At 69.8% G+C, this 25,396-nt stretch carries 21 protein-coding genes; 13 read left to right on the plus strand and 8 right to left on the minus strand.

All coding sequences use genetic code 11. The annotated features are described in order from the left end of the window. The first annotated feature begins 109 nt into the window (after nt 1-109). The gene (locus N4G66_RS31190) at nt 110-1,543 is read left to right on the plus strand and encodes a dihydrolipoyl dehydrogenase family protein (RefSeq protein ID WP_261707605.1); all 1,434 of its coding nucleotides are present in this window, start codon (nt 110-112) and stop codon (nt 1,541-1,543) included. 167 nt (nt 1,544-1,710) lie between these two features. On the opposite strand, the gene N4G66_RS31195 is transcribed toward N4G66_RS31190, so the two are convergent. Further along, nucleotides 1,711-3,297: an ABC-F family ATP-binding cassette domain-containing protein gene (locus tag N4G66_RS31195; protein ID WP_261707606.1), complete on the minus strand. Its 1,587-nt coding sequence runs from the start codon at nt 3,295-3,297 to the stop codon at nt 1,711-1,713. Nucleotides 3,298-3,861: 564 nt separating this feature from the next. After that, on the minus strand, nt 3,862-4,521 hold the full coding sequence (locus tag N4G66_RS31200; protein WP_261707607.1) for a peptide deformylase: 660 nt from the start codon (nt 4,519-4,521) through the stop codon (nt 3,862-3,864). A 204-nt stretch (nt 4,522-4,725) separates the two neighbouring features. Between N4G66_RS31200 and N4G66_RS31205 the strand changes: the two genes are divergently transcribed. After that, the gene (locus tag N4G66_RS31205) at nt 4,726-6,135 is read left to right on the plus strand and encodes a PepSY-associated TM helix domain-containing protein (protein WP_261707608.1); all 1,410 of its coding nucleotides are present in this window, start codon (nt 4,726-4,728) and stop codon (nt 6,133-6,135) included. A gap of 394 nt (nt 6,136-6,529) precedes the next feature. Here N4G66_RS31205 and N4G66_RS31210 read toward each other — a convergent pair whose 3' ends face one another. The 3 genes from N4G66_RS31210 to N4G66_RS31220 form a co-directional block, all read right to left on the minus strand. After that, nucleotides 6,530-6,889: a tetratricopeptide repeat protein gene (locus N4G66_RS31210; RefSeq protein ID WP_261707609.1), complete on the minus strand. Its 360-nt coding sequence runs from the start codon at nt 6,887-6,889 to the stop codon at nt 6,530-6,532. A gap of 89 nt (nt 6,890-6,978) precedes the next feature. Next, complete coding sequence (locus N4G66_RS31215; RefSeq protein ID WP_261707610.1) at nt 6,979-7,419, minus strand: MarR family winged helix-turn-helix transcriptional regulator; 441 nt, start codon at nt 7,417-7,419, stop codon at nt 6,979-6,981. A gap of 2 nt (nt 7,420-7,421) precedes the next feature. Next, complete coding sequence (locus N4G66_RS31220) at nt 7,422-7,958, minus strand: MarR family winged helix-turn-helix transcriptional regulator (protein WP_261707611.1); 537 nt, start codon at nt 7,956-7,958, stop codon at nt 7,422-7,424. A 178-nt stretch (nt 7,959-8,136) separates the two neighbouring features. Between N4G66_RS31220 and N4G66_RS31225 the strand changes: the two genes are divergently transcribed. From N4G66_RS31225 to N4G66_RS31235, 3 genes are all read left to right on the plus strand, one after another. Further along, nucleotides 8,137-9,102 (plus strand): pirin family protein, encoded by a 966-nt coding sequence (locus tag N4G66_RS31225; protein WP_261707612.1) that lies wholly within the window; start codon nt 8,137-8,139, stop codon nt 9,100-9,102. A 1,019-nt stretch (nt 9,103-10,121) separates the two neighbouring features. After that, nucleotides 10,122-11,207, plus strand: coding sequence for an S-(hydroxymethyl)mycothiol dehydrogenase (locus N4G66_RS31230; protein WP_261707613.1), 1,086 nt, complete (start codon nt 10,122-10,124; stop codon nt 11,205-11,207). An 8-nt stretch (nt 11,208-11,215) separates the two neighbouring features. Beyond that, complete coding sequence (locus tag N4G66_RS31235) at nt 11,216-11,848, plus strand: MBL fold metallo-hydrolase (RefSeq protein WP_261707614.1); 633 nt, start codon at nt 11,216-11,218, stop codon at nt 11,846-11,848. A gap of 66 nt (nt 11,849-11,914) precedes the next feature. Here the strand turns inward: N4G66_RS31235 and N4G66_RS31240 are convergent, their stop codons facing one another. Further along, nucleotides 11,915-13,087, minus strand: coding sequence for an L-serine ammonia-lyase (locus tag N4G66_RS31240; protein ID WP_261707615.1), 1,173 nt, complete (start codon nt 13,085-13,087; stop codon nt 11,915-11,917). Nucleotides 13,088-13,255: 168 nt separating this feature from the next. Here N4G66_RS31240 and N4G66_RS31245 point away from each other — a divergent pair, with 168 nt between their 5' ends. From N4G66_RS31245 to N4G66_RS31255, 3 genes are all read left to right on the plus strand, one after another. Next, entirely contained in the window at nt 13,256-13,618 is a 363-nt protein-coding gene (locus tag N4G66_RS31245; RefSeq protein WP_261707616.1) for a bifunctional 3-phenylpropionate/cinnamic acid dioxygenase ferredoxin subunit, read from the plus strand. Beyond that, nucleotides 13,615-14,778 carry an NAD(P)/FAD-dependent oxidoreductase gene (locus tag N4G66_RS31250; RefSeq protein ID WP_261707617.1) on the plus strand — a complete coding sequence of 388 codons (1,164 nt, stop codon included), beginning with the start codon at nt 13,615-13,617 and terminating at the stop codon, nt 14,776-14,778. Before N4G66_RS31245 ends, N4G66_RS31250 begins: the two co-directional genes overlap by 4 nt. A gap of 130 nt (nt 14,779-14,908) precedes the next feature. After that, a complete protein-coding gene (locus tag N4G66_RS31255; RefSeq protein WP_261707618.1) occupies nt 14,909-16,039 on the plus strand; it encodes an aromatic ring-hydroxylating oxygenase subunit alpha in 1,131 nt (376 codons plus the stop codon). A gap of 1 nt (nt 16,040) precedes the next feature. On the opposite strand, the gene N4G66_RS31260 is transcribed toward N4G66_RS31255, so the two are convergent. Beyond that, complete coding sequence (locus N4G66_RS31260; protein WP_261707619.1) at nt 16,041-16,838, minus strand: IclR family transcriptional regulator; 798 nt, start codon at nt 16,836-16,838, stop codon at nt 16,041-16,043. Nucleotides 16,839-16,989: 151 nt separating this feature from the next. Here N4G66_RS31260 and betA point away from each other — a divergent pair, with 151 nt between their 5' ends. After that, entirely contained in the window at nt 16,990-18,657 is a 1,668-nt protein-coding gene (gene betA / locus N4G66_RS31265) for a choline dehydrogenase (protein WP_261707620.1), read from the plus strand. A 3-nt stretch (nt 18,658-18,660) separates the two neighbouring features. Then, complete coding sequence (locus N4G66_RS31270) at nt 18,661-19,497, plus strand: methylenetetrahydrofolate reductase (protein WP_261707621.1); 837 nt, start codon at nt 18,661-18,663, stop codon at nt 19,495-19,497. A 211-nt stretch (nt 19,498-19,708) separates the two neighbouring features. On the opposite strand, the gene purU is transcribed toward N4G66_RS31270, so the two are convergent. Further along, nucleotides 19,709-20,581: a formyltetrahydrofolate deformylase gene (gene purU / locus N4G66_RS31275; RefSeq protein ID WP_261707622.1), complete on the minus strand. Its 873-nt coding sequence runs from the start codon at nt 20,579-20,581 to the stop codon at nt 19,709-19,711. A gap of 219 nt (nt 20,582-20,800) precedes the next feature. On the opposite strand from purU, the gene N4G66_RS31280 reads away from it, so the two are divergent. From N4G66_RS31280 to N4G66_RS31290, 3 genes are read left to right on the plus strand one after another with little or no spacing between them, the layout of a single operon-like run. Next, nucleotides 20,801-22,270: an aldehyde dehydrogenase family protein gene (locus N4G66_RS31280; RefSeq protein ID WP_261707623.1), complete on the plus strand. Its 1,470-nt coding sequence runs from the start codon at nt 20,801-20,803 to the stop codon at nt 22,268-22,270. Nucleotides 22,271-22,290: 20 nt separating this feature from the next. Then, the gene (locus N4G66_RS31285) at nt 22,291-23,379 is read left to right on the plus strand and encodes a quaternary amine ABC transporter ATP-binding protein (RefSeq protein WP_261707624.1); all 1,089 of its coding nucleotides are present in this window, start codon (nt 22,291-22,293) and stop codon (nt 23,377-23,379) included. Next, complete coding sequence (locus N4G66_RS31290) at nt 23,379-25,388, plus strand: ABC transporter permease (protein WP_261707625.1); 2,010 nt, start codon at nt 23,379-23,381, stop codon at nt 25,386-25,388. Before N4G66_RS31285 ends, N4G66_RS31290 begins: the two co-directional genes overlap by 1 nt. Nucleotides 25,389-25,396: the final 8 nt, after the last annotated feature.

Genomic DNA, 25,396 nt, shown 5'->3' on the forward strand with positions numbered 1-25,396 from the left:
TCTTCCTGATGTCCGGGTCATGCCGGTTTCCACAACGCCACCCGTAGGGGGCGTATTCCGCGCCCGTACCCGTGTGGCCACGGCGCACACCAGCAACCAGACTGGCCCCATGACGGAAACGGAATCCATCGCCTACGACGTCGTGGTGCTCGGTGCCGGACCCGTGGGGGAGAACGTCGCCGACCGCGCCCGCGCCGCCGGCCTCTCCACCGCGGTCGTGGAGAGCGAACTGGTCGGCGGCGAGTGCTCGTACTGGGCGTGCATGCCCAGCAAGGCTCTCCTGCGCCCGGTCATCGCCCGCGCCGACGCCCGCCGGGTACCCGGCCTCTCCCAAGCGGTGCAGGGCCCCCTCGACGCCCCCGCGGTGCTCGCCCACCGCGACTACTACACCTCGAACTGGAAGGACGACGGCCAGCTCGCCTGGCTGGACGGCATCGGAGCCGACTTCTACCGCGGACACGGCCGGCTCGCCGGATCGCGCACCGTGACGGTCGACGGGCCCGACGGCGAACGCCGGGTGCTGACCGCCCGGCACGCGGTCGCCGTCTGCACCGGCACCCGCGCCCTGCTCCCCGATCTGCCGGGACTCTCCCAGGTCAAGCCATGGACGAGCCGCGACGCCACCAGCGCGCACGCCGTGCCCGGACGGCTGATCGTGGTGGGTGGCGGTGTGGTCGCCGCCGAGATGGCCACGGCCTGGCAGGCCCTCGGCTCCCAGGTCACCCTCCTGGTCCGCGGCAAGGGCCTGCTGCCCCGCATGGAGCCCTTCGCCGGGGAACTGGTCGCCGAGGCGCTGACCGAGGCGGGCGCGGACGTGCGTACCGGGACGTCGGTGACCGCGGTCTCGCGCGAGGGCTCGACCGTGGTCGCCCTGACGGACACCGGTGACCGCATCGAGGCCGACGAGATCCTCTTCGCCACCGGCCGCGCGCCCCGCACGGACGACCTGGGCCTCGACACCGTCGGCCTGGAGCCGGGCAAGTGGATCGAGGTCGATGACAGCCTCCGGGTCATCGGCAGCGAGTGGCTGTACGCGGTCGGCGACGTCAACCACCGTGCCCTGCTCACCCACCAGGGCAAGTACCAGGCCCGGATCGCGGGCGCCGCCATCGCCGCCCGCGCCGCCGGGGTTCCGCTGCTGGAGACGGACCCCTGGGGCGCGCACGCCGCGACCGCCGACCACGCGTCCGTCCCGCAGTGCGTCTTCACCGACCCCGAGGCGGCGGCCGTGGGTCTCTCCCTCGCGGAGGCGGAGCAGGCCGGCCACCGGGTCCGGGCCGTGGACGTCGACATGGCCTCGGTGGCCGGCGCCGGACTGTACGCGGACGGCTACCGGGGCAAGGCCCGTATGGTCGTCGACCTCGACCGCCGGATCATCCTCGGTCTGACCCTGGTCGGTCCCGGCGTGGGCGAACTGATCCACTCCGCGACCGTCGCCGTCGTCGGTCAGGTGCCGATCGACCGCCTGTGGCATGCCGTCCCGTCCTACCCGACGGTCAGCGAGGTGTGGCTGAGGCTCCTGGAGGCGTACCGGGACGCGTGACGCGCCGACGCCTACGGCACACGGGCGTCCCCGCTCGGGTGGCCCCGAGCGGGGACGCCGGGGCCACGCGCGCCGCGCGACCCGGGGCAGCACACGGGGCAGCACACGGGGCAGCACACGGGGCACAGCGTCGTGCGCCGCCCCGTGTGCCGTCGTACTCCCGGGTGTCAGGCCGGTGACACCAGCTCCCGGTATTCCTCGCTCCACAGATCCTCGTCCGCGTCCGGGAGGAGCAGCACCCGGTCCGGCCGCAGGGCGTCGATGGCTCCCGCGTCGTGCGTGACCATCACGAGCGCGCCCGGGTACGTGGCCACCGCGGCGAGGACCTCGGCGCGGGAGGCGGGGTCGAGGTTGTTGGTGGGCTCGTCCAGGAGGAGCACGTTCGCGCCGGAGTGGACGAGCCCCGCGAGGGCGAGTCTGGTCTTCTCGCCTCCCGAGAGGACACCGACCCGCTTGTCGGCGTCGTCGCCCGTGAACAGGAACGAGCCGAGCACCCGGCGCACCTCGCCGTCGGTGAGATGCGGCGCGGCGGCGGCCAGTTGGCCGCGGACCGTGCCGGCGGGGTCGAGCGTGTCGTGCTCCTGCGCGAAGTAGCCGAGGCGCAGACCGTGCCCGCGCACCACCCGCCCGCTGTCCGGGCTGTCGTGACCGGCGAGCAGACGCAGCAGCGTGGTCTTGCCCGAGCCGTTCGGGCCGAGGATCACGAGGCGGCTGCCCCGGTCGACGGCGAGGTCGACGCCGCGAAGGACCCGCAGATCGCCGTACGACTTGGTCAGTGCGACCGAGCCGAGCGGCATCCGTCCGCACGGGGCGGGTTCGGGCAGCCGGATCCGGGCGGCCTTCTCCGCCTGCCGGACCGGTTCCAGTCCGGTGAGCAGACGGTCGGCACGGCGGGCCATGTTCTTCGCCGCGACGGCCGTCGACACATGCGCGCGCATCTTGTCGGCCTGTGCGTGCAGCGCCGCCGCCTTCCGCTCGGCGTTCGCCCGCTCCCGGACCCGCCGCCGATCGTCGGCGTCGCGCTGGGCGAGGTAGGCCGCCCAGCCGGTGTTGTGGACGTCGAGCGTCGCGCGGTGCGGGTCCAGGTGGAAGACGCGGTTGACCACGTCGGCCAACAGGGAGGTGTCGTGACTGATGAGGACGAGCCCTGCCTGATGACCGCTCAGGAAACCGCGCAGCCAGGTGATCGAGTCGGCGTCCAGGTGGTTGGTCGGCTCGTCGAGGAGCAGCGTGCCGCTGTCCGCGAACAGGATGCGGGCGAGCTCGACCCGGCGTCGCTGCCCGCCGGAGAGCGTGCCGATCGGCTGGTCCATCACCCGGGAGGGCAGCCCGAGGCCCGCGGCGAGGCGGGCCGCCTCCGCCTCGGCCGCGTACCCGCCGAGCGCCTGGAACTCGGCCTCGGCGTGCGCATAGGCGTTCATCGCGCGCTCGGATCCGTCGGCCATCGCGGTCCCGGCCGCCCGCAGGGCCCGTACGGCACGGTCGAGGCCCCGGGCCGACAGGATCCGGTCGGTGACGGTCACCGCGGGGTCGGCCGCGCGCGGGTCCTGGGGGAGGTAACCGACCGCCCCGGTGCGGGAGACGGATCCGGCGGCGGGACGCTGCTGCCCCGCGAGCGTGCTCAGGAGGGTGGTCTTGCCGGCACCGTTACGGCCGACCAGGCCGATGCGGTCGCCGGGGGAGACGTGGAAGGAGAGGCCGGACAGCAGCAGACGGGCGCCTACGCGCACGTCGACACCGCGAACGGTGATCATGGGAAAACGCTCCAGAAGTCAATCGGCTCAAGGACACACGGGTGGCGTGGAAGCGGGTCCTCGAGCTAAGAGACGCGGGGCGTAGACATACGGCCAGGCTAACCGGACCGACGCCGGACCGCCTCCGATTTGCCGTCCGGGTCATCCCGGCGAGCGCCTGCCACGCGGGCATCCCGCCGCACCGACCGGTGACCGGGTGCCCCGGCGACCGGGTCACCGAGTGCCCCGGTGACCGGGTGAGCGCGAATCTGGTGACCCGGCAGGCGGAAGGTCTCCGGCACTCCGCTGTCTTACAGCGCGGCGGTTCGGTGGTGTGGCGGTCCGACGGTTCGGCGGCTGATCGGTCCAGCGGCCCGCCCGACAAGCCGGGTGGGCCGCTGGCGTCCGCCCGGCGACCCGGTGGCGTCCACCGGTGGGCTCGGCGGCGTCCCGCCGGTGACCTGACGGCGTCCGGCCGGTGGGGCTCGATGGCGTCCGGCCGGTAGGCCCGTGACGTCCTGCCCGTGACGTCCTGCCCGTGACGTCCTGCCCGTGACGTCCTGCCCGTGACGTCCTGCCAGGACGTCAGCCCGGCAGGGTGAAGCCGAGTGCCTCGGCTGCCAGTTGCGGCGTCGGCTGGGCCCAGAGTTCCGCTGTCGCCTGGTTCGAGGAGAGCGAGCGAAGCTCGGCGTGGTCGAGATAGAGCGTGCCGTCCAAGTGATCCGTCTCGTGCTGGACGATGCGCGCGGGCCAGCCGCTGAACACCTCGTCGACCGTTCGCCCGTACTCGTCCAGAGCCGTCAGCCGCACCTCGGTGTGCCGGGCCACCACGGCCTGCCAGCCCGGAACGCTCAGGCAGCCCTCGAAGAACGCGGCCCGCCCCGGACCGATCCCGTCGTACGACGGATTGACCAGCACCCGGAACGGCTGCGGCACCCGCCCACGTACGACGCGCACCTCGTCCGACACCGGCGCCGGGTCCTCGACGACGGCGATCCGCAGCGGCACGCCGACCTGGGGCGCGGCGAGGCCGACTCCCGGCGCCGCGTGCATCGTGGCGCGCAGAGCGGCCACGAACCGGGCCAGCAGCCCCGGATCCAACTGCCCGTCGAACGGCTCCGCGCCCCGGCGCAGCACCGGGTCACCGGCCGCGACGATCGGCAACGGACCCTCATGGCCGAGGAGTTCCTCGACCAGGTCGCTCAGAGTGATGCGCGGGGCGCTGCGGTCGCGTTCGGATGCCATCGCGCCAGGATGCCAAGCCGGATCGAGCCGATCGAGGCGGCGCAGGGCGAGTCCCGTGACTTTCACCGTGTGACGCAGGCCACACGCAGGCCCGGGAACTCGCCGCCCGCGCGCCCCGACTACTGGACCGCCACCGGCGAAGGGAGCCCAACTCCCCGGCCCACGGCCCCTTTCCGTCCCCTGCCCGACCGGAGAACACCGCCGATGTCCACCACTCCCTCCCCGGCGACGGACGCGACCCCGCGGCCCGCCGCACCCGCACCGGTGCGAAGCGTCCGGTCCGTCCTGCGCCCGCTGATCCTGCGCCTGCACTTCTACGCGGGCGTGCTCGTCGCCCCTTTCCTGCTGGTGGCCGCCACGACCGGCCTGCTCTACGCCGCCTCGTTCCAGGCCGAGAAGATCGTGTACGCGCATGAACTGACCGTCCCCGTCGGTGACCACGGACTGTCGCTGTCCGAGCAGGTCGCGGCGGCCCGCACAGCCCACCCCGAGGGCACGGTCTCGGCCGTCCGCCCCTCCCCGGAGGCGGGCGCCACCACGCGGGTCCTGCTCTCCGGCGTCCCGGGTGTCGACCCCGACCGCACCCTCGCGGTGTTCGTCGACCCGTACACGGCGAAGGTGCGCGGCTCACTGGAGCAGTACGGCTCCACCGGCGCGCTGCCGCTGCGCACCTGGCTCGACGGGTTGCACGGCAACCTCCGGCTGGGCGAGAGCGGCCGGCTGTACAGCGAGCTCGCCGCGAGCTGGCTCTGGGTGATCGCGGGCGGCGGCCTTGTGCTGTGGTTCGGCCGCCGCCGGGACCGCCGCAAGGTGCGCGGAACCAGCGGCCGCCGCCGCACCCTCGGACTGCACGGCGCGGTCGGCGTCTGGGCGGCCGTCGGGTTCGTCTTCCTCTCCGCGACGGGCCTGACCTGGTCGACGTACGCCGGGGCCAACATCGACACCCTGCGGACCTCGCTCCATCAGGCCACCCCGTCGATCTCGGCGACGACCAGCGGCGACCATGCGGGCCACGGCGGTTCGGGAACCGGCGCCGGAACCGGTCAAGGGAAGAAGGCGGCCTCGCAGGGCCTCGACACGATCCTCGCGGCCGCCCGCGCCAAGGGCCTCGGTGACCCCGTCGAGATCGTTCCGCCCGCCGACGCGTCCTCGGCGTACGTCGTGAAGCAGATACAGCGCAGCTGGCCCGAGAAGCAGGACGCGGTGGCCGTGGACCCGGCGAGCGGCGAAGTGGTCGACGAACTCCGCTTCGCCGACTACCCGTTGCTCGCCAAACTGACCCGCTGGGGCATCGACGCCCACACCGGAACGCTCTTCGGCCTGGTCAACCAGATCGCCCTGATGGCGCTCGCGCTCTCGCTGATCCTGCTCATCGTGTGGGGCTACCGCATGTGGTGGCTGCGCGGCCGTGCCTCCGCGTTCGGCCGGCCGATCCCGCGCGGAGCCTGGCAGCACGTGCCGCCGCAGATCCTGGTCCCGGCGCTCGCGGCCGTCGCCGTCCTCGGCTACTTCGTCCCGCTGCTGGGCATCCCGCTCACCGTGTTCATCGCCGTCGACGTGCTCCTCGGAGAGATCGCACACCGGAGGAGCGGGCGCACAGTGGCGGCGGGTTGACGCGAACCTTGACCCGGTGTCGCCTGTCCGGTCCGGTCCGGTCCGTACCGGCACGCGGCGGTGGCCTGTTCGGTCCGGTCCGTACCGCTGCGGGTACGCCCTCGGGCCCACCCGTACTCGCCGCAGGCGCCCCCTTCGGGCCCACCCGTACCTGCCGCAGGCGCCCCCCTAGGCCCAGCCCGTACCCGCCGCAGGCACCCTTCTCGACCCCACCCGTACCCACCGCAGGTAGGCCCCTCGGCCATCCACACCCGCCGCAGGCGCTCCCCTCGGGCTAGCCCGCACCCGCCGCCCGGGCTGTCGGGTCGCCCGGCACGCGGGAAGGCCGGTCACCGAGGTGACCGGCCTTCCCGGCAGGGGCCCCGAACCCGGAATCACCCGGGTTCGGATCGGATCAAGCCCGTTCGGAGTCGAGGTCGAAGTCGCCCGCGAGTGCGGACGCGATCCGCAGGTGCGACGCCGCCTCGTCGGGCCGGCCGAGGCGCTGGAGCGTGCGTCCCAGCATCAGCCGGGCGTAGTGCTCGACCGGGTCGAGCTCCACGAGCGCGCGCAACTCGGCTTCGGCGCGGCGCAGTTGGGCCGAGTGGTAGTAGGAGCGCGCCAGCAGCAGCCGGGGTCCGGTCTGCTCCGGCACCTCCTCGACCAGTCCGCCCAGCACCCGCGCCGCCGCGGCGTAGTCCTTGGCCTCGAAGAACAGCTGCGCCCGATCCCAGCGCTCCGCGGCCGTCCCGTGGTCGTAGTACGTCATGTCCACCACTGACCTCCTTCGACGGGCCACAACCAGGCCGGTTGGTTGAATATTCCACGAACCGTCGGGGAGCGCCCAAGGGTGCCCCGGGGTGTCTACGCGTCGGCGAGTTCCGCGTTGGCCCGCTCCGTGACGAGGGCCAGCACGCGCCCGGCGGTCGCCAGGTCCTCGGCCGGGATCCCGCCGTACACCCGGGCGGCGATCGCGTTGCCGGCGGTGCGGATCGACTCGAACAGCTCCCGGCCGCCGTCCGTGAGGGACACCTGCTCGGGCGTCGGCTCCACCAGGAGCTCGCGTGCCGTCATCTCCTCGACGGTCCGCCGGGCCGCCGACTCCTCGATCTTCAGTCCGCCGGTCAGCCGGCCCACGAGCCGGGCGCGCTCGACGGTGCCGCCGTTGTCGGATACGGCCCGCAGGGCCACGGACTGCTCGAAGGTGGTGCCGCTGCGGGCCAGCACCCGCTCCAGGGCGGCGCGGCTCGCGTAGTGGGCGAGGCCGATGACCTGGCCGTTGACGGGGGGAACAGGGGTGGTCATGACTACTCCTCGGGTGAAGCCTCTTCGGAATCGGAAGGGAGGGGAGCCTCGCCGGAACGCGGCTCGGCTCCGGTGTGCGGATCGAGCTGTACGTCGAGCAGGGCGGCCACCTCGCGGCTGAACGCCCGTGTGCGCTCACCGCCGAGACCGCCCAGTGGTTCGAGAAGCTGCTCCAGCAGGCCCTGGACCACGGTGATCGCACGGAGGGTGGTCGCGCGCCCGTCCTCGGTGAGGGACAACCGCACCGCACGGGGGTCCGCCGGATCCCGGGTGCGGTCGAGAAGGCCCGCCGTCTCCAGGGAGCGGGCCAGCTTCGAGACGTAGAGCGGTTCGAGTCCGGTGTGGTCGGCGAGCCGGCGCTGACTGGGCCGATGTCCGTCCCGGTTCATGCTGTACAGCGACGCCACCAGCGAGTACTGCGCGTGCGTCAGGCCCAGCGGGCCCACGGCCCGGTCGACCGCGACACGCCATTTCATCGACAGGCGCCAGACGAGGAAACCGGGCGTCGCGTACTCGGATACCGACTTCGCTGAACTCATACAAGAAACAGTACATGGCTATTATGTACATGGCTACTGTTTCCTCGAACGGCCCGCCGTATGGCGTACGGACCTGGGGCCCGTCTCCCGGGCCTCAGTGCCGGTTCTGAGCCAAGTGCCCCTCAATGGGCGGATCGATAGCCTGACGAGAGGTCCCCGACGGGCTAGGTTGGGCGCCATGAGCAATCTTGATCGGGAGGCGGTTCCCGCCCCCTGCGGTGGCCGCGGGTTCGTGGTGGCCGAGCCGGTGCGCGAACTCCTCAGCCCCCGCCGGGTCAAGCTCGGCGAGTCCACCGAAGTCCGCCGTCTGCTGCCCAACCTGGGCCGGCGGATGGTCGGCGCGTGGTGCTTCGTCGATCACTACGGGCCCGACGACATCGCCGACGAGCCCGGCATGCAGGTTCCGCCGCACCCGCACATGGGCCTGCAGACGGTCAGCTGGCTGCACGAGGGTGAAGTGCTGCACCGCGACTCCACGGGCAGCCTCCAGACGATCCGCCCGCGCGAACTCGGCCTCATGACCTCGGGTCACGCCATCAGCCACTCCGAGGAGAGCCCCCGCGAGCACTCCCGCCTGCTGCACGGAGCGCAGCTCTGGGTCGCCCTGCCGGACACCCACCGGCACACCGACCCGCGGTTCGAACACCACGCCGAACTGCCCGTCGTCACCGCCCCCGGCCTGCGGGCCACGCTCCTGCTGGGCACGCTCGACGGCACGGCCTCGCCCGGCACGACGTACACGCCGATCGTCGGCGCCGACCTGGCCCTCGCGAGCGGTGCGGACGTACGCCTGCCGCTGGAGCCCGACTTCGAGTACGCCGTGCTCGCCATGTCCGGTGAGGCCCATGTCGACGGAGTGCCGGTGGTCCCCGGCTCGATGCTCTACCTCGGCTGCGGCCGCACCGAGCTCCCGCTGCGCGCCACGACGGACGCCGGCCTCATGCTCCTGGGCGGTGAGCCGTTCGAGGAAGAGCTGATCATGTGGTGGAACTTCATCGGGCGGTCCAACGAGGATATCGCCCAGGCCCGTTCGGACTGGATGAAGGGCTCCCGATTCGGTGAGGTGGTGGGGTACGACGGGGCACCACTGACCGCTCCCGAACTCCCGCCTGGCCCGCTGAAACCGCGCGGAAGGGTGCGCTGACCTGGGGTTCCAGCTCTAGCGCACGCCTCCCGCGGGGCGGCTGTCCCCGCTCGGCACCCGGTGTTCCCGAGGGGCGATCGCTCCTCGGGAACACATCGAGGGACAAAGCTGCGTTCGCATGTCTCGCCATCTGTAGACGGGTTTAGTCAGCCTGATGCTGACCCAGTGCTGACTTTCCTGACGGAACGTCAGCACTATTGTGTTGCTGTCGCAGCTGTTGGAGCACCCGCCCCGGAGCTGCCGCTCGCGTGTTGGCCAGGCCGATGCTGACCTTGGTGCCTTGTGCTGGGGCAAGGCACCACCACGTGCCTGGGCAGCGATGCTGAGGAGAGGTTCGTGACGAGGGGGCTTTGTGGGAATCCGCCAATGCCCCGGCGTGCTGCTGCTGCCCTACTCACCCCTTGGGCGGACCGCCATGGGGAGAGTGCAGTTGTAGCGGCGGGTCCCGGAAGCGGCTTGTCGGCAAGTCGGGCTCTGCTTCAGAACGGGTGAGTGGCAGTCAGCAGATTCTTCGTCTGCTGGTGGTACACGGGTGTGCTGCCTGCTGACCTGCGCAGATGGCGTACGCCAGAGGTTCTGCGCGGTGCTTTGGCCCGCGACTGGTCCGGATCTTGGATTGAGAGAGGAGGCAGGATGGTCTCCAGTCGAAGATGAGGCGGACGGTCCCGGCGTGCGGTGCCTCGGTCGTCATCAACGGCCTTGGCTGATTCGCTGGTTCGGGATCGGAGTGCGGCGAGATGAACAGGCCGGACACGAGGGGGGCCGTCTTTGCTGCGGATTTGGTCGGCGAGCATGTCGAACCATTGACCGTCGTCGACCTGAGTCGGGCCGACCTTCAGGGCCGCCTGCGGGCGCACGGGTGCCGATGAGGGGCAGGGGCGCCCCTGTCCAGTCGGCGTTCTGTGTGTTCGGATCCTTGACCCCCGCTCGGCCCTCCATAATGCTGTGTTGCGACACGTGAGATACGTGCCGTAATAAGCAACATTTGAATCAGATCTCGTACCAGCTGAGGAGTGGCCATGACTCACCAGGTCCGTGCTGTCGTCGCGCGGGGGAAGGGCGCCCCCGTCAGCCTGGAAACGATCATCGTGCCCGACCCCGGCCCGGGCGAGGCGCTGGTGAAGATCGAAGCCTGCGGGGTCTGTCACACCGATCTGCACTATCGCGAGGGTGGCATCAACGACGACTTCCCGTTCCTGCTGGGCCACGAGGCCGCGGGTGTCGTGGAGTCGGTGGGGGAGGGCGTCACCGACGTCGCTCCAGGTGACTTCGTCATCCTCAACTGGCGTGCCGTGTGCGGGCAGTGCCGGGCCTGTCTGCGTGGACGGCCGCAGTACTGCTTCAACACCCACAACGCCAAGCAGAAGATGACCTTGACCGACGGCACCGAGCTGTCCCCGGCCCTGGGTATCGGCGCGTTCGCGGAGAAGACGCTGGTGGCGGTGGGGCAGTGCACCAAGGTCGACCGGGCGGCATCGGCGGCCGCCGCCGGACTGCTGGGCTGCGGAGTGATGGCGGGCATCGGCGCGGCCATCAACACCGGCAACGTCGGACGCGGTGACAGCGTGGCGGTCATCGGCTGCGGTGGTGTGGGGGACGCGGCGATCGCCGGCGCCCGGCTCGCCGGGGCGGCCACCGTCATCGCGGTCGACATCGATGACCGGAAACTCGAGACTGCGAAGAAGGTCGGCGCGACCCACACCGTCAACTCCAAACAGGGCGATCCGGTGGAGGCCATCCGCGAGCTGACCGGCGGCTTCGGCGCGGACGTCGTCATCGAGGCGGTCGGCCGCCCGGAGACGTACAAGCAGGCCTTCTACGCCCGCGACCTGGCCGGCACTGTCGTCCTCGTCGGCGTACCGACCCCGGAGATGAAGCTCGAACTGCCGCTGCTGGACGTCTTCGGCCGGGGCGGCGCGCTGAAGTCCTCCTGGTACGGCGACTGCCTGCCCTCCCGTGACTTCCCGATGCTCATCGATCTCTACCTGCAGGGCCGACTGGATCTGGACGCCTTCGTCACGGAGACCATCGCACTGGACGAGGTCGAGAAGGCCTTCGAGCGGATGCACGGCGGCGACGTACTGCGCTCGGTGGTGGTCTTCTGATGGCCGGCATGGCGGGTGCGCGCATCGAACACCTCGTCACCTCGGGGACGTTCTCCCTGGACGGTGGCACCTGGGACGTCGACAACAATGTCTGGATCATCGGTGACGACACCGAGGCCGTCGTCATCGACGCTGCGCACGACGCCGCGGCGATTGCCGAAGCCCTCGGCGGACGCACGCTGCGGGCCATCGTGTGCACTCACGCCCACAACGACCACATCGACGCAGCCCCCGAACTCGCCGACCGTACCGGTGCTCAGATCCTGCTCCACGGCGACGACCTGCCGCTGTGGAAGCAGACCCACCCGGAGCGGTCACCCGACGGCGAACTGGCCGACGGGCAGGTCGTCACGGTGGCGGGTGTCGAGCTGACCGTGCTGCACACTCCCGGCCACGCCCCCGGCGCGGTGTGCCTGTACGCGCCGGGCCTGAAGGCACTCTTCAGCGGTGACACGCTCTTCGCGGGCGGACCGGGGGCGACGGGAAGGTCGTACAGCCATTTCGGCACGATCGTCGACTCGATCCGGGACCGGCTGCTGACCCTGCCGGGCGACACGGTCGTGCACACCGGTCACGGGGAGACGACCACCATCGCCGCCGAGGCCCCGCATCTTCAGGAATGGATCGACCGCGGATTCTGACCGCTGCCGACCGCGCGGCGGCAGCCTCGTCTCGATATTCGAAGACGCTCGGCACTTGTTGACGTCTCAGCACTCGATGACGTTGACCGCGAGGCCGCCGCGCGAGGTCTCCTTGTACTTCACCTTCATGTCGGCACCGGTCTCGCGCATCGTCTTGATGACCTTGTCGAGCGAGACCACATGGGTGCCGTCGCCGCGCAGCGCCATTCGTGCCGCATTGATCGCCTTGACGGATGCGAGGGCGTTCCGCTCGATGCAGGGGATCTGGACCAGGCCTCCGACCGGGTCGCAGGTCAGCCCGAGATTGTGCTCCATGCCGATCTCCGCGGCGTTCTCGACCTGCTCCGGCGTGCCGCCGAGCGCCTCGGCGAGACCGGCGGCGGCCATGGAGCAGGCGGATCCGACCTCGCCCTGGCAGCCCACCTCGGCCCCGGAGATCGACGCGTTCTCCTTGAACAGCGCCCCCACCGCGCCGGCGGCGAGCAGAAAGCGGACGGCTCCGTCCTCGTCGGCCCCGGGAACGAAGCGCGTGTAGTAGTGCAGTACCGCGGGCACGATCCCGGCCGCACCGTTGGTGGGCGCGGTGACCACGCGACCGCCCGAGGCGTTCTCCTCGTTGACGGCCAGCGCGAAGAGGTTGACCCAGTCCATGATGTGCAGCGGATCCACATCCTGGGAGTCCTCGGCGAGGCTGCGCAGCAGCTGCGGGGTATCGCGGGGCACCTGCAGCCGCCCGGGCAGGGTGGTCTCGGTCCGTGAACAGCCGCGCTCCACGCACCCCTGCATCACCCTCCAGATCCGCAGCAGGCCGACGCGCACCTCGCTCTCGCTCCGCCGGGACAGCTCGTTGGCGAGCATCACCCTGCTGATCGGCAGGCTGGTCTCGTAGGCGCGCAGCAGCAGTTCGGATGCCGAGCCGAAGGGGAGCGGTACCGGAGCGTCGCCGGGCTTGATGCGGTCGGCACCCGTCGCGCTCCCGTCCACCACGAAGCCCCCGCCCACCGAGTAGTACGTGCGCGCCCTCACCTCGCGGTCATCGTGGTCCCGGGCCGTGAACACCATGCCGTTGGGGTGGAACGGCAGCGTGCGGCGACGGTGCAGCACCAGGTGCTCGGGCTCGCGGAACTCCACCTCCCGGCGGCCCAGCAGCCGTAACCGGTCGGCCTTCATGGACCCGACGGTGTGGGAGCTCGACGGTCCGATGCCCACCTTGAACAGGTCGAAGACGCTGATCGCCACGCCGGCTCCTTCATATGGTGTGTTGTTTATGGCGCAAAGCGTTGCGTAAAAAGCAACATTGAACGAGGGGTCGGCCTGTCCTCTGGATGCCTTGACAAGGGTTTGGGACCGCCCTCAAACTGACGTTGCGCTTACCGCAATCCGTTTCGCTATACGCACCGAGGTGTCATGATGATTCCCGCGTGCCTTCTCGTGGATCTGCCGCGAGGCGAGGCCTACCGGCTAGACATCGATCCGCCGGTTTCGGTGTTCCACACCGATGACGGCGAGGTCTTCGCCATCGATGACACCTGCACCCACCAGGACGCGTCGCTCGCCGACGGCTGGCTGGAGGGCTGCGAGGTGGAATGCCCGCTGCATGCTTCGAAGTTCGACCTCCGGACCGGAGCCGTCGACGCTCCGCCGGCCAAGCGTCCGGTCCGCACCCATGAGGTCCTCATCGAGGACGGCATGATCTACGTCCGGCCGTCCACGGAGGCACCCGACCTGCCGCCCTGTGTTGCGTCCCGGCTCGCCGGAGGTCCCGCGTGAGGACAGTGGCCGTGGTGGGTGCCTCGCTGGCCGGTCTGTCGGCGGCGCGCTCGTTGCGGAAACGGGGGTACGACGGGCGGCTGGTCATCATCGGCGACGAACCGCACCGCCCGTACGACAGGCCGCCGCTGTCCAAGGAGTTCCTGGCCGGTGACATCGGCGAAGCCGATCTCGCGCTGGAGTCGGACGACGAGGACCTGCAGGCCGAGTGGCTGCTCGGCGCCCGCGCCGCCGGACTCGACAGCGCGGATCGCGCCGTGCGGCTCGCCGACGGCCGCGAGGTCCGAGCCGACGGCTTCGTCATCGCGACCGGCGCGGCCGCGCGGACGCTGCCCGGCACCGACGGCCTGGCCGGGGTGCACAGACTGCGCACCCTGGACGACGCCCGCGCCCTGCGGGACGAACTGGCCCTGGGCGGGCGGCTGGTCGTGATCGGCGGCGGGTTCATCGGCGCCGAGGTCGCCTCCACCGCCTGCGCTCTCGGACTCGACGTGACGGTGGTCGAGGCGGCGCCGACGCCGCTCGCCGGACCGCTCGGCGAGACCATGGGCGGCATCGTCTCCGCCCTCCATGCGGACCACGGCGTACGGCTGTTGTGCGGCGTGGGGGTCAAGGGGCTGAGCGGGGAGAGCCGGGTCGACGCCGTCCTGCTCGAGGACGGCCGCAGTATCCCCGCCGACACCGTCGTCGTCGGTGTCGGCGCGCGTCCGTGCGTCGAGTGGCTGGAAGGATCCGGCGTCGCGCTCGACAACGGCGTCAAGTGCGGCGCGGACGGCCGCACCAGCCTCGCCGGTGTGGTCGCCGTCGGTGACTGCGCCTCCTGGTACGACCCCCACGCGGGGATCCACCGCCGCGTCGAGCACTGGACCGGTGCGCGCGAGCGGCCCGACGTGGCCGTGGCCACGCTGCTGTCGTGGGGTGCGGTGGAACCGGGTGTGCCCCGGCCGCCGTACTTCTGGTCGGACCAATACGGCGTGAAGATCCAGTTCGCCGGTCATTCAGCCGGTGCCGACAGTGTGACGGTCGAGGAAGGCGTCCCGGGCGACCGCAGTTTTCTGGCCGTCTACCGTCGTGCCGGGCATCCGGTCGCCGTGCTCGCGATGAACCAGCCGCGGCTTTTCATGCGTTGGCGCAAGCAGCTCACCGCCGCGACATCTTGACATCATCGATGCGGCATTTCATGCTCCTGTTGCGTATAGCACGCAGCGTTGCTCCATACAAAACGCCGTCCGGAGTCGCTCTTCCCGGCGCGTGAATGACCGATCCACGACGTTCTCCGAGGAGTGCACTGTGACCTCGACCAGCCTGCCGGACAGCCTGATCGCCACCCTGCCCGGCTCCTCCTACACGGATCCGGGGACCTTCGCCCAGGAGCAGGAGCGCATCTTCGAAACGATGTGGTTCTGCGCCGTACGCTCCTCGGATCTGGCCAGGCCCGGCGCCTTCCGGACCGTCGAGGTGGGCCGCGAGAGCATCCTGATCACGCGCGCACGGGACAACTCCGTACGCGCCTTCTTCAACGTCTGCCGCCACCGTGGAGCCAAGCTCTGCACCGAGGAGGCCGGCGAGGTCAAACGCGCCTTCCAGTGCCCGTACCACGCCTGGACGTACGACCTGAACGGCAAGCTCGTCGCGGCGCCCAACCTCACGAAGATGCCCGACGTCGGCCGCACCGAGTTCGGCCTGGTGAGCGTGGCCGTCCGTGAATGGCTCGGCTACGTCTGGGTCTGCCTGGCCGAGAACCCGCCGTCCTTCGAGGAGGACGTCCTGGGCGAGGTCGTCGCCCGGCTCGGCGACGTGGAGCCGCTCGAGCACTACGACATCGACAACCTCTCGGTGGGCAAGCGCATCGTCTACGACGTCAAGGCGAACTGGAAGCTCATCATCGAGAACTTCATGGAGTGCTACCACTGTGCCACGATCCATCCCGAACTCACCGAGGTGCTCCCCGAATTCGCCGACGGCTACGCCGCCCAGTACTACGTCGGCCACGGCGCCGAGTTCGGTGAGGAGGTCCAGGGGTTCACCGTGGACGGCTCCGAGGGTCTCGACCGAATCCCCGGGGTGTCCGACGACCAGGACCGCCGCTACTACGCGATCACCATCAAGCCGCAGGTCTTCATCAACCTCGTCCCTGACCACGTGATCTTCCACCGGATGTACCCGATGGCCGTCGACCGCACGATCGTCGAGTGCGACTGGCTCTACCTCCCGCACGTCGTCGAGAGCGGCAAGGACGTCAGCCGGTCCGTGGAACTCTTCGACCGGGTCAACCGCCAGGACTTCGAGGCCTGCGAGCGCACGCAGCCCGGGATGAGTTCCCGGATGTACGCCAAGGGTGGGGTGCTGGTGCCCAGCGAACACCACATCGGTGCCTTCCACGACTGGGTGCACGAGCGGCTGGGGACCCGGCAGGGATGACTCAGCCCAGGTAACCCATCCGATGGCTGATCTCCTCCGCGCCCTTGACCAGCACCGGAGCGAGCTCGTGCATGCGCTCCTCGGTGAACCGGTATGCGGGGCCGGAGGCGCTGAGTGCCGCGATGACCTCTCCGTCCCGGTCGCGGACCGGCGCGGCCATGGCGTGGAGCCCGATCTCCAGCTCCTCCAGGGTCCAGGCGTAGCCACGCTCCCGAGCCTCGGCGAGATTCTTCTCGAGCTTCGTCTTCGAGGTCAGGGTGTGCGGGGTCACCTTCTTCAGTCCGGCCTCCGACAGCAGCGCGGCGCGGTCCTTGGCCGGCATGTGGGCCAGCAGGACCTTGCCGCTGGAGGTGGCGTGCAACGGGGTCAGTTCACCGACCCAGTTGTGCGCGGTGACGGCGCCCGGGCCGCGGACCTCGTACAGGTTGATCGCGTAGTGCTCCTGCATCACGGCGATGTTGACGGTCTCGCCGATCTCCTCGGCGAGGCGCTCGCAGACCGGGCGGCCCTGCTGGGTGATGTCGATGCGTCCCGTGACCCCGCCGGCCAGGCGTACGATGCCGAAGCCGAGGCGGTATTTGCCGCGCTCGCCCGCCTGCTCCACCAGACCGCGCGCCTCCAGGGCGCCGAGCAGCCGGAACGCGGTCGACTTGTGAACATCGATCTCGGCGGCCACCTCGCTGACGCCGGCCTCGCCGCGCTGGGCCAGGATTTCCAGCACGCTGATGGCGCGGTCGACGGACTGTACCCCGCCGGACTGCGAACCCGTCGTTTCGGTATCTGGACCGTAGTTGCTCATAGCGAAACTATACGCGCAGTAAACAACAGCATGGCAAGTAACAGCGTCGAAACGTAGACCTTGCAAGTTGCGTTGCTCGCAACCTGGTGCGTATAGCGATACCCGTACTAGCATGCCACGCGTATCTACGGCGCGAGCGAGACGAGGCACCATGGCTCCCCTGCAATACGACTTCGTCATCGTCGGCGGTGGATCCGCCGGCAGCGCACTGGCGAACCGACTCTCCGCCGACCCGGGCAACCAGGTGCTGGTCCTGGAGGCCGGCCGGCCCGACTACCCGTGGGATGTCTTCATCCACATGCCCGCGGCGCTGACCTATCCGATCGGCAGCCGGTTCTACGACTGGAAGTACGAGTCCGAACCCGAGCCTCACATGGGCGACCGGCGCATCTACCACGCGCGTGGCAAGGTGCTGGGCGGTTCCAGCAGCATCAACGGCATGATCTTCCAGCGTGGCAACCCCATGGACTACGAGCGCTGGGCCGCCGATGCCGGCATGGAGTCCTGGGACTACGCGCACTGTCTGCCGTACTTCAAGCGGATGGAGAACTGTCTCGCGGCCGACCCCGACGACGAGTTCCGCGGCCACGACGGCCCCCTCGTCCTCGAACGCGGCCCCGCCTCCAACCCGCTGTTCACCGCCTTCCTCAAGGCCGTCCAGGAGGCGGGTCACCCCCGCACCGACGATGTCAACGGCTATCAGCAGGAGGGCTTCGCCCCCTTCGACCGCAACGTCCACAGGGGACGCCGTCTGTCGGCCTCGAAGGCGTACCTCAAGCCCGCGAAGAAGCGGCCCAACCTCACCGTCACCACCCGCGCCCTGGTCACCCGCGTCCTCTTCGAGGGCAAGCGTGCTGTCGGTGTCGAGTACCGGCGGCGCGGCAAGGTCCAGCAGGTGCGAGCCCGCGAGGTCATCCTCTGCGGCGGCGCGATCAACTCTCCTCAGCTGCTGCAGCTCTCCGGCGTCGGCAACGCCGAGGAATTGGGCGCGATCGGTATCGACGTCGTCCACGACCTCCCGGGCGTCGGCGAGAACATGCAGGACCACCTGGAGGTGTACATCCAGTACGCCTGCAAGCAGCCCGTCTCCATGCAGCCGTACATGGCGAAGTGGCGCGCCCCCTTCATCGGCCTGCAGTGGCTCTTCCGCAAGGGCCCCGCCTCGACCAACCACTTCGAGGCCGGCGGCTTCGCGCGCAGCAACGAGGACGTGGACTACCCCAACCTGATGTTCCACTTCCTGCCGATCGCGGTCCGCTACGACGGCTCCTCGCCCGCCGGCGGGCACGGCTACCAGGTGCACGTCGGTCCCATGTACTCCGACGCCATCGGCTCGGTGAAGATCAGGAGCAAGGACCCGAACGAGCACCCGGCGCTGCGCTTCAACTACCTGTCCACGGAACAGGACCGCCGCGAGTGGGTCGAGTCGATCCGCGTCGCCCGCAAGCTCCTCAACCAGCCCGCGCTGGCCCCGTACAACGACGGGGAGATCTCACCGGGCCCGTCCGTGGAGAGCGACGAGGAGATCCTCGCCTGGGTCGCGAAGGAGGGTGAGACCGCCCTGCACCCCTCGTGCACCTGCAAGATGGGCACCGACGAGATGTCCGTCGTCGACCCCACCAGCATGCGCGTGCACGGTGTGGAGGGACTGCGCGTCGTCGACGCGTCGGTGATGCCCTATGTCACCAACGGCAACATCTACGCGCCGGTGATGATGATCGCGGAGAAGGCGGCCGACCTCATCCTGGACAAGGACCCGTTGGCCCCTTCCAAGGCCGCGTACTACCGGTACCGCGACGCCCAGAAGCAGGCCGGTTAGACCTTGGACGGCGAACGCTTCCGGGCGCTGCTGCGCAACGTCCGCTACGAGGTGCTGCCCGCGAAGGCGACCGAGGACAAGGTCCTCGCCCATGTCCCGCGCGACGTCGTCGTCACCGTGACGGCGTCACCGGTCAAGGGCCTGGAACCGACGCTCGACCTCGCCACCCGGCTCACGGCGCACGGCTGTCGCGTCGTCCCGCACGTGCCCGCGCGGCTGCTGCGGGACGACGCGCACCTGAAGGATGTCGTCGACCGGCTCCGGGAGGCTGGCGTCGACGACGTCTTCGTCCCGGCCGGCGACGCCGATCCGCCGGCCGGGGCCTACGACGGGGCACTGCCGGTGCTGCGCAGGCTGAGTGAGCTGGGCAGCCCCTTCGGGCATGTCGGCATCACCGGTTACCCCGAGAGCCACCCGCTCATCCACGACGACATCACCATCCAGGCGATGTGGGACAAGCAGGCGCACGCCACGTACATCGTGAGCAACCTCTGCTTCGACCCGCGCGTACTGGGTGACTGGGTCGGCCGGATACGCCGCCGCGATATCACCCTGCCCGTCCACGTGGGCGTCGCGGGGCCGGTGCAGCGGGCGAAGCTGCTGTCCATGGCGGCGAAGATCGGGGTGGGGGAGTCGACGCGCTTTCTGACCAGGCACGCCTCGTGGTTCCTGCGCTTCGCGACACCCGGCGGTTACTCGCCCGAGCGGCTGCTCGCCCGTTCCGCGGGCGCGCTCTCTTCTCCCTCGGCGGGGGTCGCCGGCCTGCACCTCTTCACCTTCAACCAGATCGCCGAGACCGAGCGGTGGCGCTGCGCTGTGCTTGACCGGTTGGGAGGCTAGCCAGGGGCGCCCTGGGGGAGCCTCACTGGCGCCCGGGGCGCAGCGGGCCTCGCTGGGGGCTGCGCCCCCAGACCTCCCTGTCGCCTCAACGCCTCGTCCTCAAACGCCGGACGGGCTGTTTGTGTCGGCCTGCGCCCCAAGAGCCGGCGTCAGAGGCCGTATACAGCGAAGGGCGGGCCGGATTCCGGCCCGCCCATCGCTCGTGCTCGGCTCAGCGGAAGACAACCGTGCGGTTGCCGTCCACCATGACGCGGCTTTCGCTGTGCCACTTCACCGCGTGTGCGAGCACCTGCGCCTCCACATCCCGCCCGACCGTGACCAGCTCGTCCGGATCGAGCGAGTGGTCCACCCGGACCACGTCCTGATCGATGATCTGTCCCTCGTCCAGGTCCGGTGTCACATAGTGCGCCGTCGCGCCGACAAGCTTCACCCCGCGCGCGTACGCCTGCTGGTAGGGGCGCGCGCCCTTGAAGCTGGGGAGGAAGGAGTGGTGGATGTTGATGGCGCGGCCCTCCAGCTGTTTGCACAGGTCGTCGGAGAGGACCTGCATGTAGCGGGCCAGCACCACCAGGTCGATGTCCAGCTCGCGCACGAGCTCCAGCAGGCGCGCCTCGGCGTCGGCCTTGGTGTCCTTGGTCACCGGGATGTGGTGGAAGGGGACGCCGTAGGTCTCCGCCAGTCCCTCGAAGTCCCGGTGATTGGAGACGATCGCGGGGATATCGATGTTGAGAGCGCTGGTGCGCTGCCGGAAGAGCAGATCGTTGAGGCAGTGTCCGAACTTGGACACCATGATGAGCGTCCGGGTCGGTGTCGAGGCGTCCCAGAGGGTCCAGGAAATCCGGTAGGCCTCGGCGACCGGACCGAATCGGTAACGCAGATTTTTCAAATCGGCGTTTGGATCGGAAACGTCGAAGTGGACCCTCATGAAGAAACGGCCCTGGAGTCGATCATCGAACTGCTGGCTCTCCAGGATGTTGCCGGAGTTCCTGACGAGAAAGCCGCTCACGGCGTGGACCAGTCCGGCGCTGTCCGGACACGAGAGGGTGAGGACGTACTCACGGCCAGGATGCGGTCGAGGGGACATGTGCAGCCTCCGTCGGTGCGTATTGCACAACATGGTGAGCAATACGCAACATGGTTGGGCTTGGCGCCGCTCGTGGTCAAGAGTGGCCGCGCAACTGCCCGCATGGCGAAATCGTCATCTGCCAACCCCTTGACGTATGTCCGCACATTCGCCAGGGTGTTCCACCACAAGCAATACGGTGCACGATGCGCAACGGAATTCGCTCGAAGGGCTCCACACGTGGCAGACCTGTATGTGGACGGAGAATGGCGCGACGCGGTGGCCGGAGGTCACCGGGAAGTCCGCTGTCCCGCTGACGGCACGCTCGCGGCGACCGTGTCAGAGGGGACGCGTCCCGACACTGAGGCCGCGATCGCCGCGGCCCGGCGGGCCTTCGACGAAGGACCCTGGCCGCACACCCCCGAGCGGGAGCGCGGTGCGCTGCTGCTGCGCACCGCCGACCTCATCGAGCGCGACGCCAAGGAATTCGCCCGCGCCGAATCGCTGGACACCGGCAAGCGGCTGGTGGAGAGCGAGTACGACATCGCCGACGTCGTCTCCTGCTTCCGCTACTACGGCGGGATCGGGGGCACCGATGCCGGCCGGGTGATCGACACCGGCCGCGACGACGCCGTCAGCCGCGTCGTCTACGAACCGGTCGGCGTGTGCGGGCTCATCACCCCCTGGAACTACCCGCTGCTCCAGGCGTCGTGGAAGGTCGCGCCCGCCCTGCTCGCGGGCAACACGATCGTCCTCAAGCCCAGCGAGCTCACCCCCTCCACCTCGATCCTGCTGATGCGGGCCCTTGAGGAGGCCGGGCTCCCGGCCGGCGCCGCCAATCTCGTCCTGGGCACGGGCCCCGAGGTGGGCGCACCGCTCTCCGAGGAACCGGCCGTCGACATGGTCTCCTTCACGGGAGGCCTGGAGACCGGCAAGCGCATCATGGCCACCGCCGCCTCGACCGTGAAAAAGGTGGCGCTGGAGCTCGGCGGCAAGAACCCCAACGTCATCTTCGCCGACGCCGATTTCGAGACGGCCGTGGACTTCGCCCTCACGGCCGTCTTTCTGCACTCGGGCCAGGTCTGCTCGGCAGGCGCCCGTCTGATCGTCGAGGACTCCCTCCACGACGCCTTCGTCGACGAGGTCGTCCGCCGCGCCCGGCAGATCCGCCTCGGCGGACCCTTCGACCCCGAGGCCGAGACCGGGGCCCTGATCTCCGCGCATCACCGGGAGAAGGTCGAGGCGTATGTCGCGGCGGGCCTCGCCGAAGGCGCCGTACTGCGCTGCGGCGGCGAACGCCCCGGCGACCCCGCACTGGCGAACGGCCACTACTATCCGCCCACCGTGCTCGACGAGTGCCGGCAGGACATGCGTGTCGTGCACGAGGAGTCCTTCGGCCCCGTGCTCACCGTGGAGCGCTTCCACGGCGAGGACGACGCCGTACGCATCGCCAACGACACCGAGTACGGACTCGCCGGCGCCGTCTGGACGCAGGACGCCGGAAAGGCCCAGCGGGTCGCCCGGCGGCTGCGCCACGGCACGGTGTGGATCAACGACTACCACCCCTACGTGCCGCAAGCGGAATGGGGTGGCTTCGGGCACTCGGGCGTGGGCCGGGAGCTGGGACCGACCGGCCTGGACGAGTACCGAGAGCCCAAGCACATCTGGCAGAACATCCAACCCCGGCCGCAGCACTGGTTCCGCGGCTGAACGCCGAAAAGAGGTCGATCGTGACCCCAGCACAGACCGAGGTGCCGCAGCGGCGCGGCACGCCACAGGACTCGGCCCCCACCCCGGTCATATCCGTGCGCAAGCTGTGGAAGGTGTTCGGGCCGAAGGCAGACCGGGTACCGGACTCCGAGGAGCTGTGCGGGCTCACCCGCCGCGAGCTGATGGACCGCACCGGATGCACCGCCGCCGTGCGCGACGTGAACTTCGAGGTCTCGCCCGGCGAGGTCTTCGTCGTCATGGGTCTGTCCGGCTCCGGCAAGTCCACCCTGGTGCGATGTCTGACCCGGCTGATCGAACCCACCGCCGGGGAGATCGTCTTCGAGGGCGAGGACATCCGCGACGCGGACGACAAGCGTCTGCGTGAACTGCGGCGCCGCAAGTTCTCCATGGTCTTCCAGCACTTCGGGCTGCTGCCCCACCGCCGGGTCGTCGACAACGTGTCCTTCGGTCTGGAGATCCGCGGCATGGGCAAGGCCGAGCGCACCAAGCGGGCGCTGGAGGTCGTCGAACTGGTCGGCCTCTCCGGCTATGAGAACTCCTACCCCGACCAGCTCTCCGGCGGTATGCAGCAACGCGTCGGTCTCGCCCGGGCGCTGGCCGGTGATCCGGACGTGCTGCTCTTCGACGAACCGTTCTCGGCGCTCGACCCGCTGATCCGCCGTGACATGCAGAACGAGGTCATCCGTCTGCACCACGAGGTCGGCAAGACGATGGTGTTCATCACCCACGACCTCTCCGAGGCGCTCAAGCTGGGCGACCGCATCCTCATCATGCGTGACGGCAAGACGGTCCAGTGCGGTACCGGCGACGAGTTGGTGGGCGCCCCGGCCGACGACTACGTACGCGAGTTCGTCAAGGACGTGCCGCGCGGCGACGTACTGACTCTGCGGTGGATCATGCGTCCGGTGGTGGACGGCGACGCCCTGGACGGTCCCGAGTTGGGCCCGGACGTCGTGGTGCGGGAAGCCACCCGGGCGGTGCTGGCGGCCGAGAAGCCGGTCAAGGTCGTCGAGAACGGCAAGTTGCTCGGCATCGTCGGTGACGAGGAGATCCTCGCAGTCGTGGCCGGGCAGGAAGGCGACATGTGATGACCGTCGCCCTGGAGAAGCCGGAGAACGCCGACACGGCGGAGCCAGCGGAGAAGACCGCGCCCGTCGCGGGTGTGCGCAGGGTCAGCCGCCGCATGGTGGTGGCCGCGATCCTGGTGACCTGGCTGGTGCTCTTCGCCCTGCTGCGCGGAAAGCAGACCCTCACGCTGGCGGCGGCGGACCTCACCGATCTGCACCGCTGGTTCAACGACGTCAACGACACGATCGGCGCCGACCGCAACTCCAACCCGCTCTTCCTGTACTTCTTCAACGAGATCCGTCTGGTCATCGACAACCTGGTGACCTTCATCCAGTCGCTGATCTCCCAGCCTTCCGACGGCCGACCGCTGCCGCAGATCGGCTGGCTCGGCGTCGTCGGCATCGCCGGCTACATCTCCTGGGCCGTGGGCAACTGGCGGGTCGCCCTGCTGGCCGTGGCCGGCTTCACCTTCTTCGGGATGCAGGGCCTGTGGCAGGAGAGCATGGACACCCTGGCGCTGACCCTCTCCGCGGTCTTCGTGGCGCTGCTGTTCGCGATCCCGCTGGGTGTGTGGGCGGGGCTGTCCGACCGGTTCAACCGGATCATGACGCCCTTCCTGGACTTCATGCAGACGATGCCGACCTTCGTCTACCTGGCTCCCCTGACGCTGTTCTTCCTCATCGGTCCCGCCTCCGCCACGATCGCCACCCTGATCTACGCGGCACCGCCGGCGATCCGCATCACCGCGCACGCCATCCGCTCCGTACCGGAGACCACCGTCGAAGCGGCCGACTCGCTGGGCTCGACGCGGCGGCAGACGCTGCTGAAGGTCCTGCTGCCGATGTCCAAGCGGACCGTGGTGATGGGCGTCAACCAGACCATCATGGCCGCCCTGGCCATGGTGACCATCGCGGCGCTGATCGACGCACCCGGCCTCGGAAAGACCGTCGTCCAGGCCCTGCAGTCGCTGGACGTCGGCACGGCGTTCAACGCGGGCCTGGCCATTGTCGTCATGGCCATCGTCCTTGACCGGGTCACGACCGCCGCGAGCGGACGGGCGGAGGCGGCCCGGCGCTCGGGGAACCGCTTCCTCAAGTGGCGGCGACCGCTGCTGGTGGGAGGAGGAGTGGCGGCGGCGGTGCTGGTGTATCTGTCCCACACGTACGTGTGGGCGGCCGAGTTCCCCGGCGAGGGCAGCACCGGCAGCACCATCGCGAGCGCGGCGGACGATGTGACCACCTGGGCGCAGGACAATCTGTCGGGCATCACGAACGCCTTCCGCGATGCCATCACCAACGGCCTTCTCAATCCGTTCCAGACGCTGCTGACCGACTCCCCGTGGTGGCTGGTCGGTGCGGCCCTGGTGGCGCTTGGCGCGGTGCTCGGCGGATGGCGCGCCGGGGTCACCACGGCCGTGTGCGTGGGACTGCTGGTCGGCACGGGCGTGTGGTCGGACAGCATGACGACGCTGGCGTCGACCGTGGTGGCGACGGTCCTGGTGATGGTGCTGGGTCTCACCTTCGGGGTGTGGATGGGGCGCAGCCTGCTCGTGGACCGGCTGCTGCGGCCCACCCTGGACGCTGCGCAGGTCATGCCGCCGTTCGTCTATCTCGTGCCGTTCCTCGCGCTGTTCGGCGCGACACGCTTCACGGCGATCGTCGCTGCCGTCGTCTACGCGGTTCCGGTCGCCATAAAGATCATCGCGGACGGAGTGCGGGCCGTGCCCGAGACCACCGTCGAGGCGGCCACGGCTGCCGGGTGCAACACCTGGCAGATCATCACCAAGGTTCAACTGCCGATGTCACGCAGTGCCCTGACGCTCGCGACCAACCAGGGCCTGATCTACGTGCTGTCGATGGTTGTTGTGGGCGGCCTGGTAGGAGCGGGCGCCCTCGGCTACGACGTCGTGGCCGGATTCTCGCAGGGAGAGCTGTACGGCAAGGGGCTGGCGGCGGGGCTCGCCATCGTACTGCTCGGTGTCATGTTCGACCGGATCACTCAGGCAGCGGCGCGACGCGCGAGCGCATAAGGAGCACT

It is taken from the genome of Streptomyces rhizosphaerihabitans (assembly GCF_025399795.1).
GTDB lineage: Bacteria > Actinomycetota > Actinomycetes > Streptomycetales > Streptomycetaceae > Streptomyces > Streptomyces rhizosphaerihabitans.

Excerpts from the sequence above, each read along its gene's own strand:
- N4G66_RS31190 (WP_261707605.1), top strand. The coding sequence starts at position 110 with ATGACGGAAACGGAATCCATCGCCTACGACGTCGTGGTGCTCGGTGCC.
- N4G66_RS31195 (WP_261707606.1), bottom strand. The coding sequence starts at position 3,297 with ATGATCACCGTTCGCGGTGTCGACGTGCGCGTAGGCGCCCGTCTGCTG.
- N4G66_RS31200 (WP_261707607.1), bottom strand. The coding sequence starts at position 4,521 with ATGGCATCCGAACGCGACCGCAGCGCCCCGCGCATCACTCTGAGCGAC.
- N4G66_RS31205 (WP_261707608.1), top strand. The coding sequence starts at position 4,726 with ATGTCCACCACTCCCTCCCCGGCGACGGACGCGACCCCGCGGCCCGCC.
- N4G66_RS31215 (WP_261707610.1), bottom strand. The coding sequence starts at position 7,419 with ATGACCACCCCTGTTCCCCCCGTCAACGGCCAGGTCATCGGCCTCGCC.
- N4G66_RS31220 (WP_261707611.1), bottom strand. The coding sequence starts at position 7,958 with ATGAGTTCAGCGAAGTCGGTATCCGAGTACGCGACGCCCGGTTTCCTC.
- N4G66_RS31225 (WP_261707612.1), top strand. The coding sequence starts at position 8,137 with ATGAGCAATCTTGATCGGGAGGCGGTTCCCGCCCCCTGCGGTGGCCGC.
- N4G66_RS31230 (WP_261707613.1), top strand. The coding sequence starts at position 10,122 with ATGACTCACCAGGTCCGTGCTGTCGTCGCGCGGGGGAAGGGCGCCCCC.
- N4G66_RS31235 (WP_261707614.1), top strand. The coding sequence starts at position 11,216 with ATGGCGGGTGCGCGCATCGAACACCTCGTCACCTCGGGGACGTTCTCC.
- N4G66_RS31245 (WP_261707616.1), top strand. The coding sequence starts at position 13,256 with ATGATGATTCCCGCGTGCCTTCTCGTGGATCTGCCGCGAGGCGAGGCC.
- N4G66_RS31260 (WP_261707619.1), bottom strand. The coding sequence starts at position 16,838 with ATGAGCAACTACGGTCCAGATACCGAAACGACGGGTTCGCAGTCCGGC.
- betA (WP_261707620.1), top strand. The coding sequence starts at position 16,990 with ATGGCTCCCCTGCAATACGACTTCGTCATCGTCGGCGGTGGATCCGCC.
- purU (WP_261707622.1), bottom strand. The coding sequence starts at position 20,581 with ATGTCCCCTCGACCGCATCCTGGCCGTGAGTACGTCCTCACCCTCTCG.
- N4G66_RS31290 (WP_261707625.1), top strand. The coding sequence starts at position 23,379 with ATGACCGTCGCCCTGGAGAAGCCGGAGAACGCCGACACGGCGGAGCCA.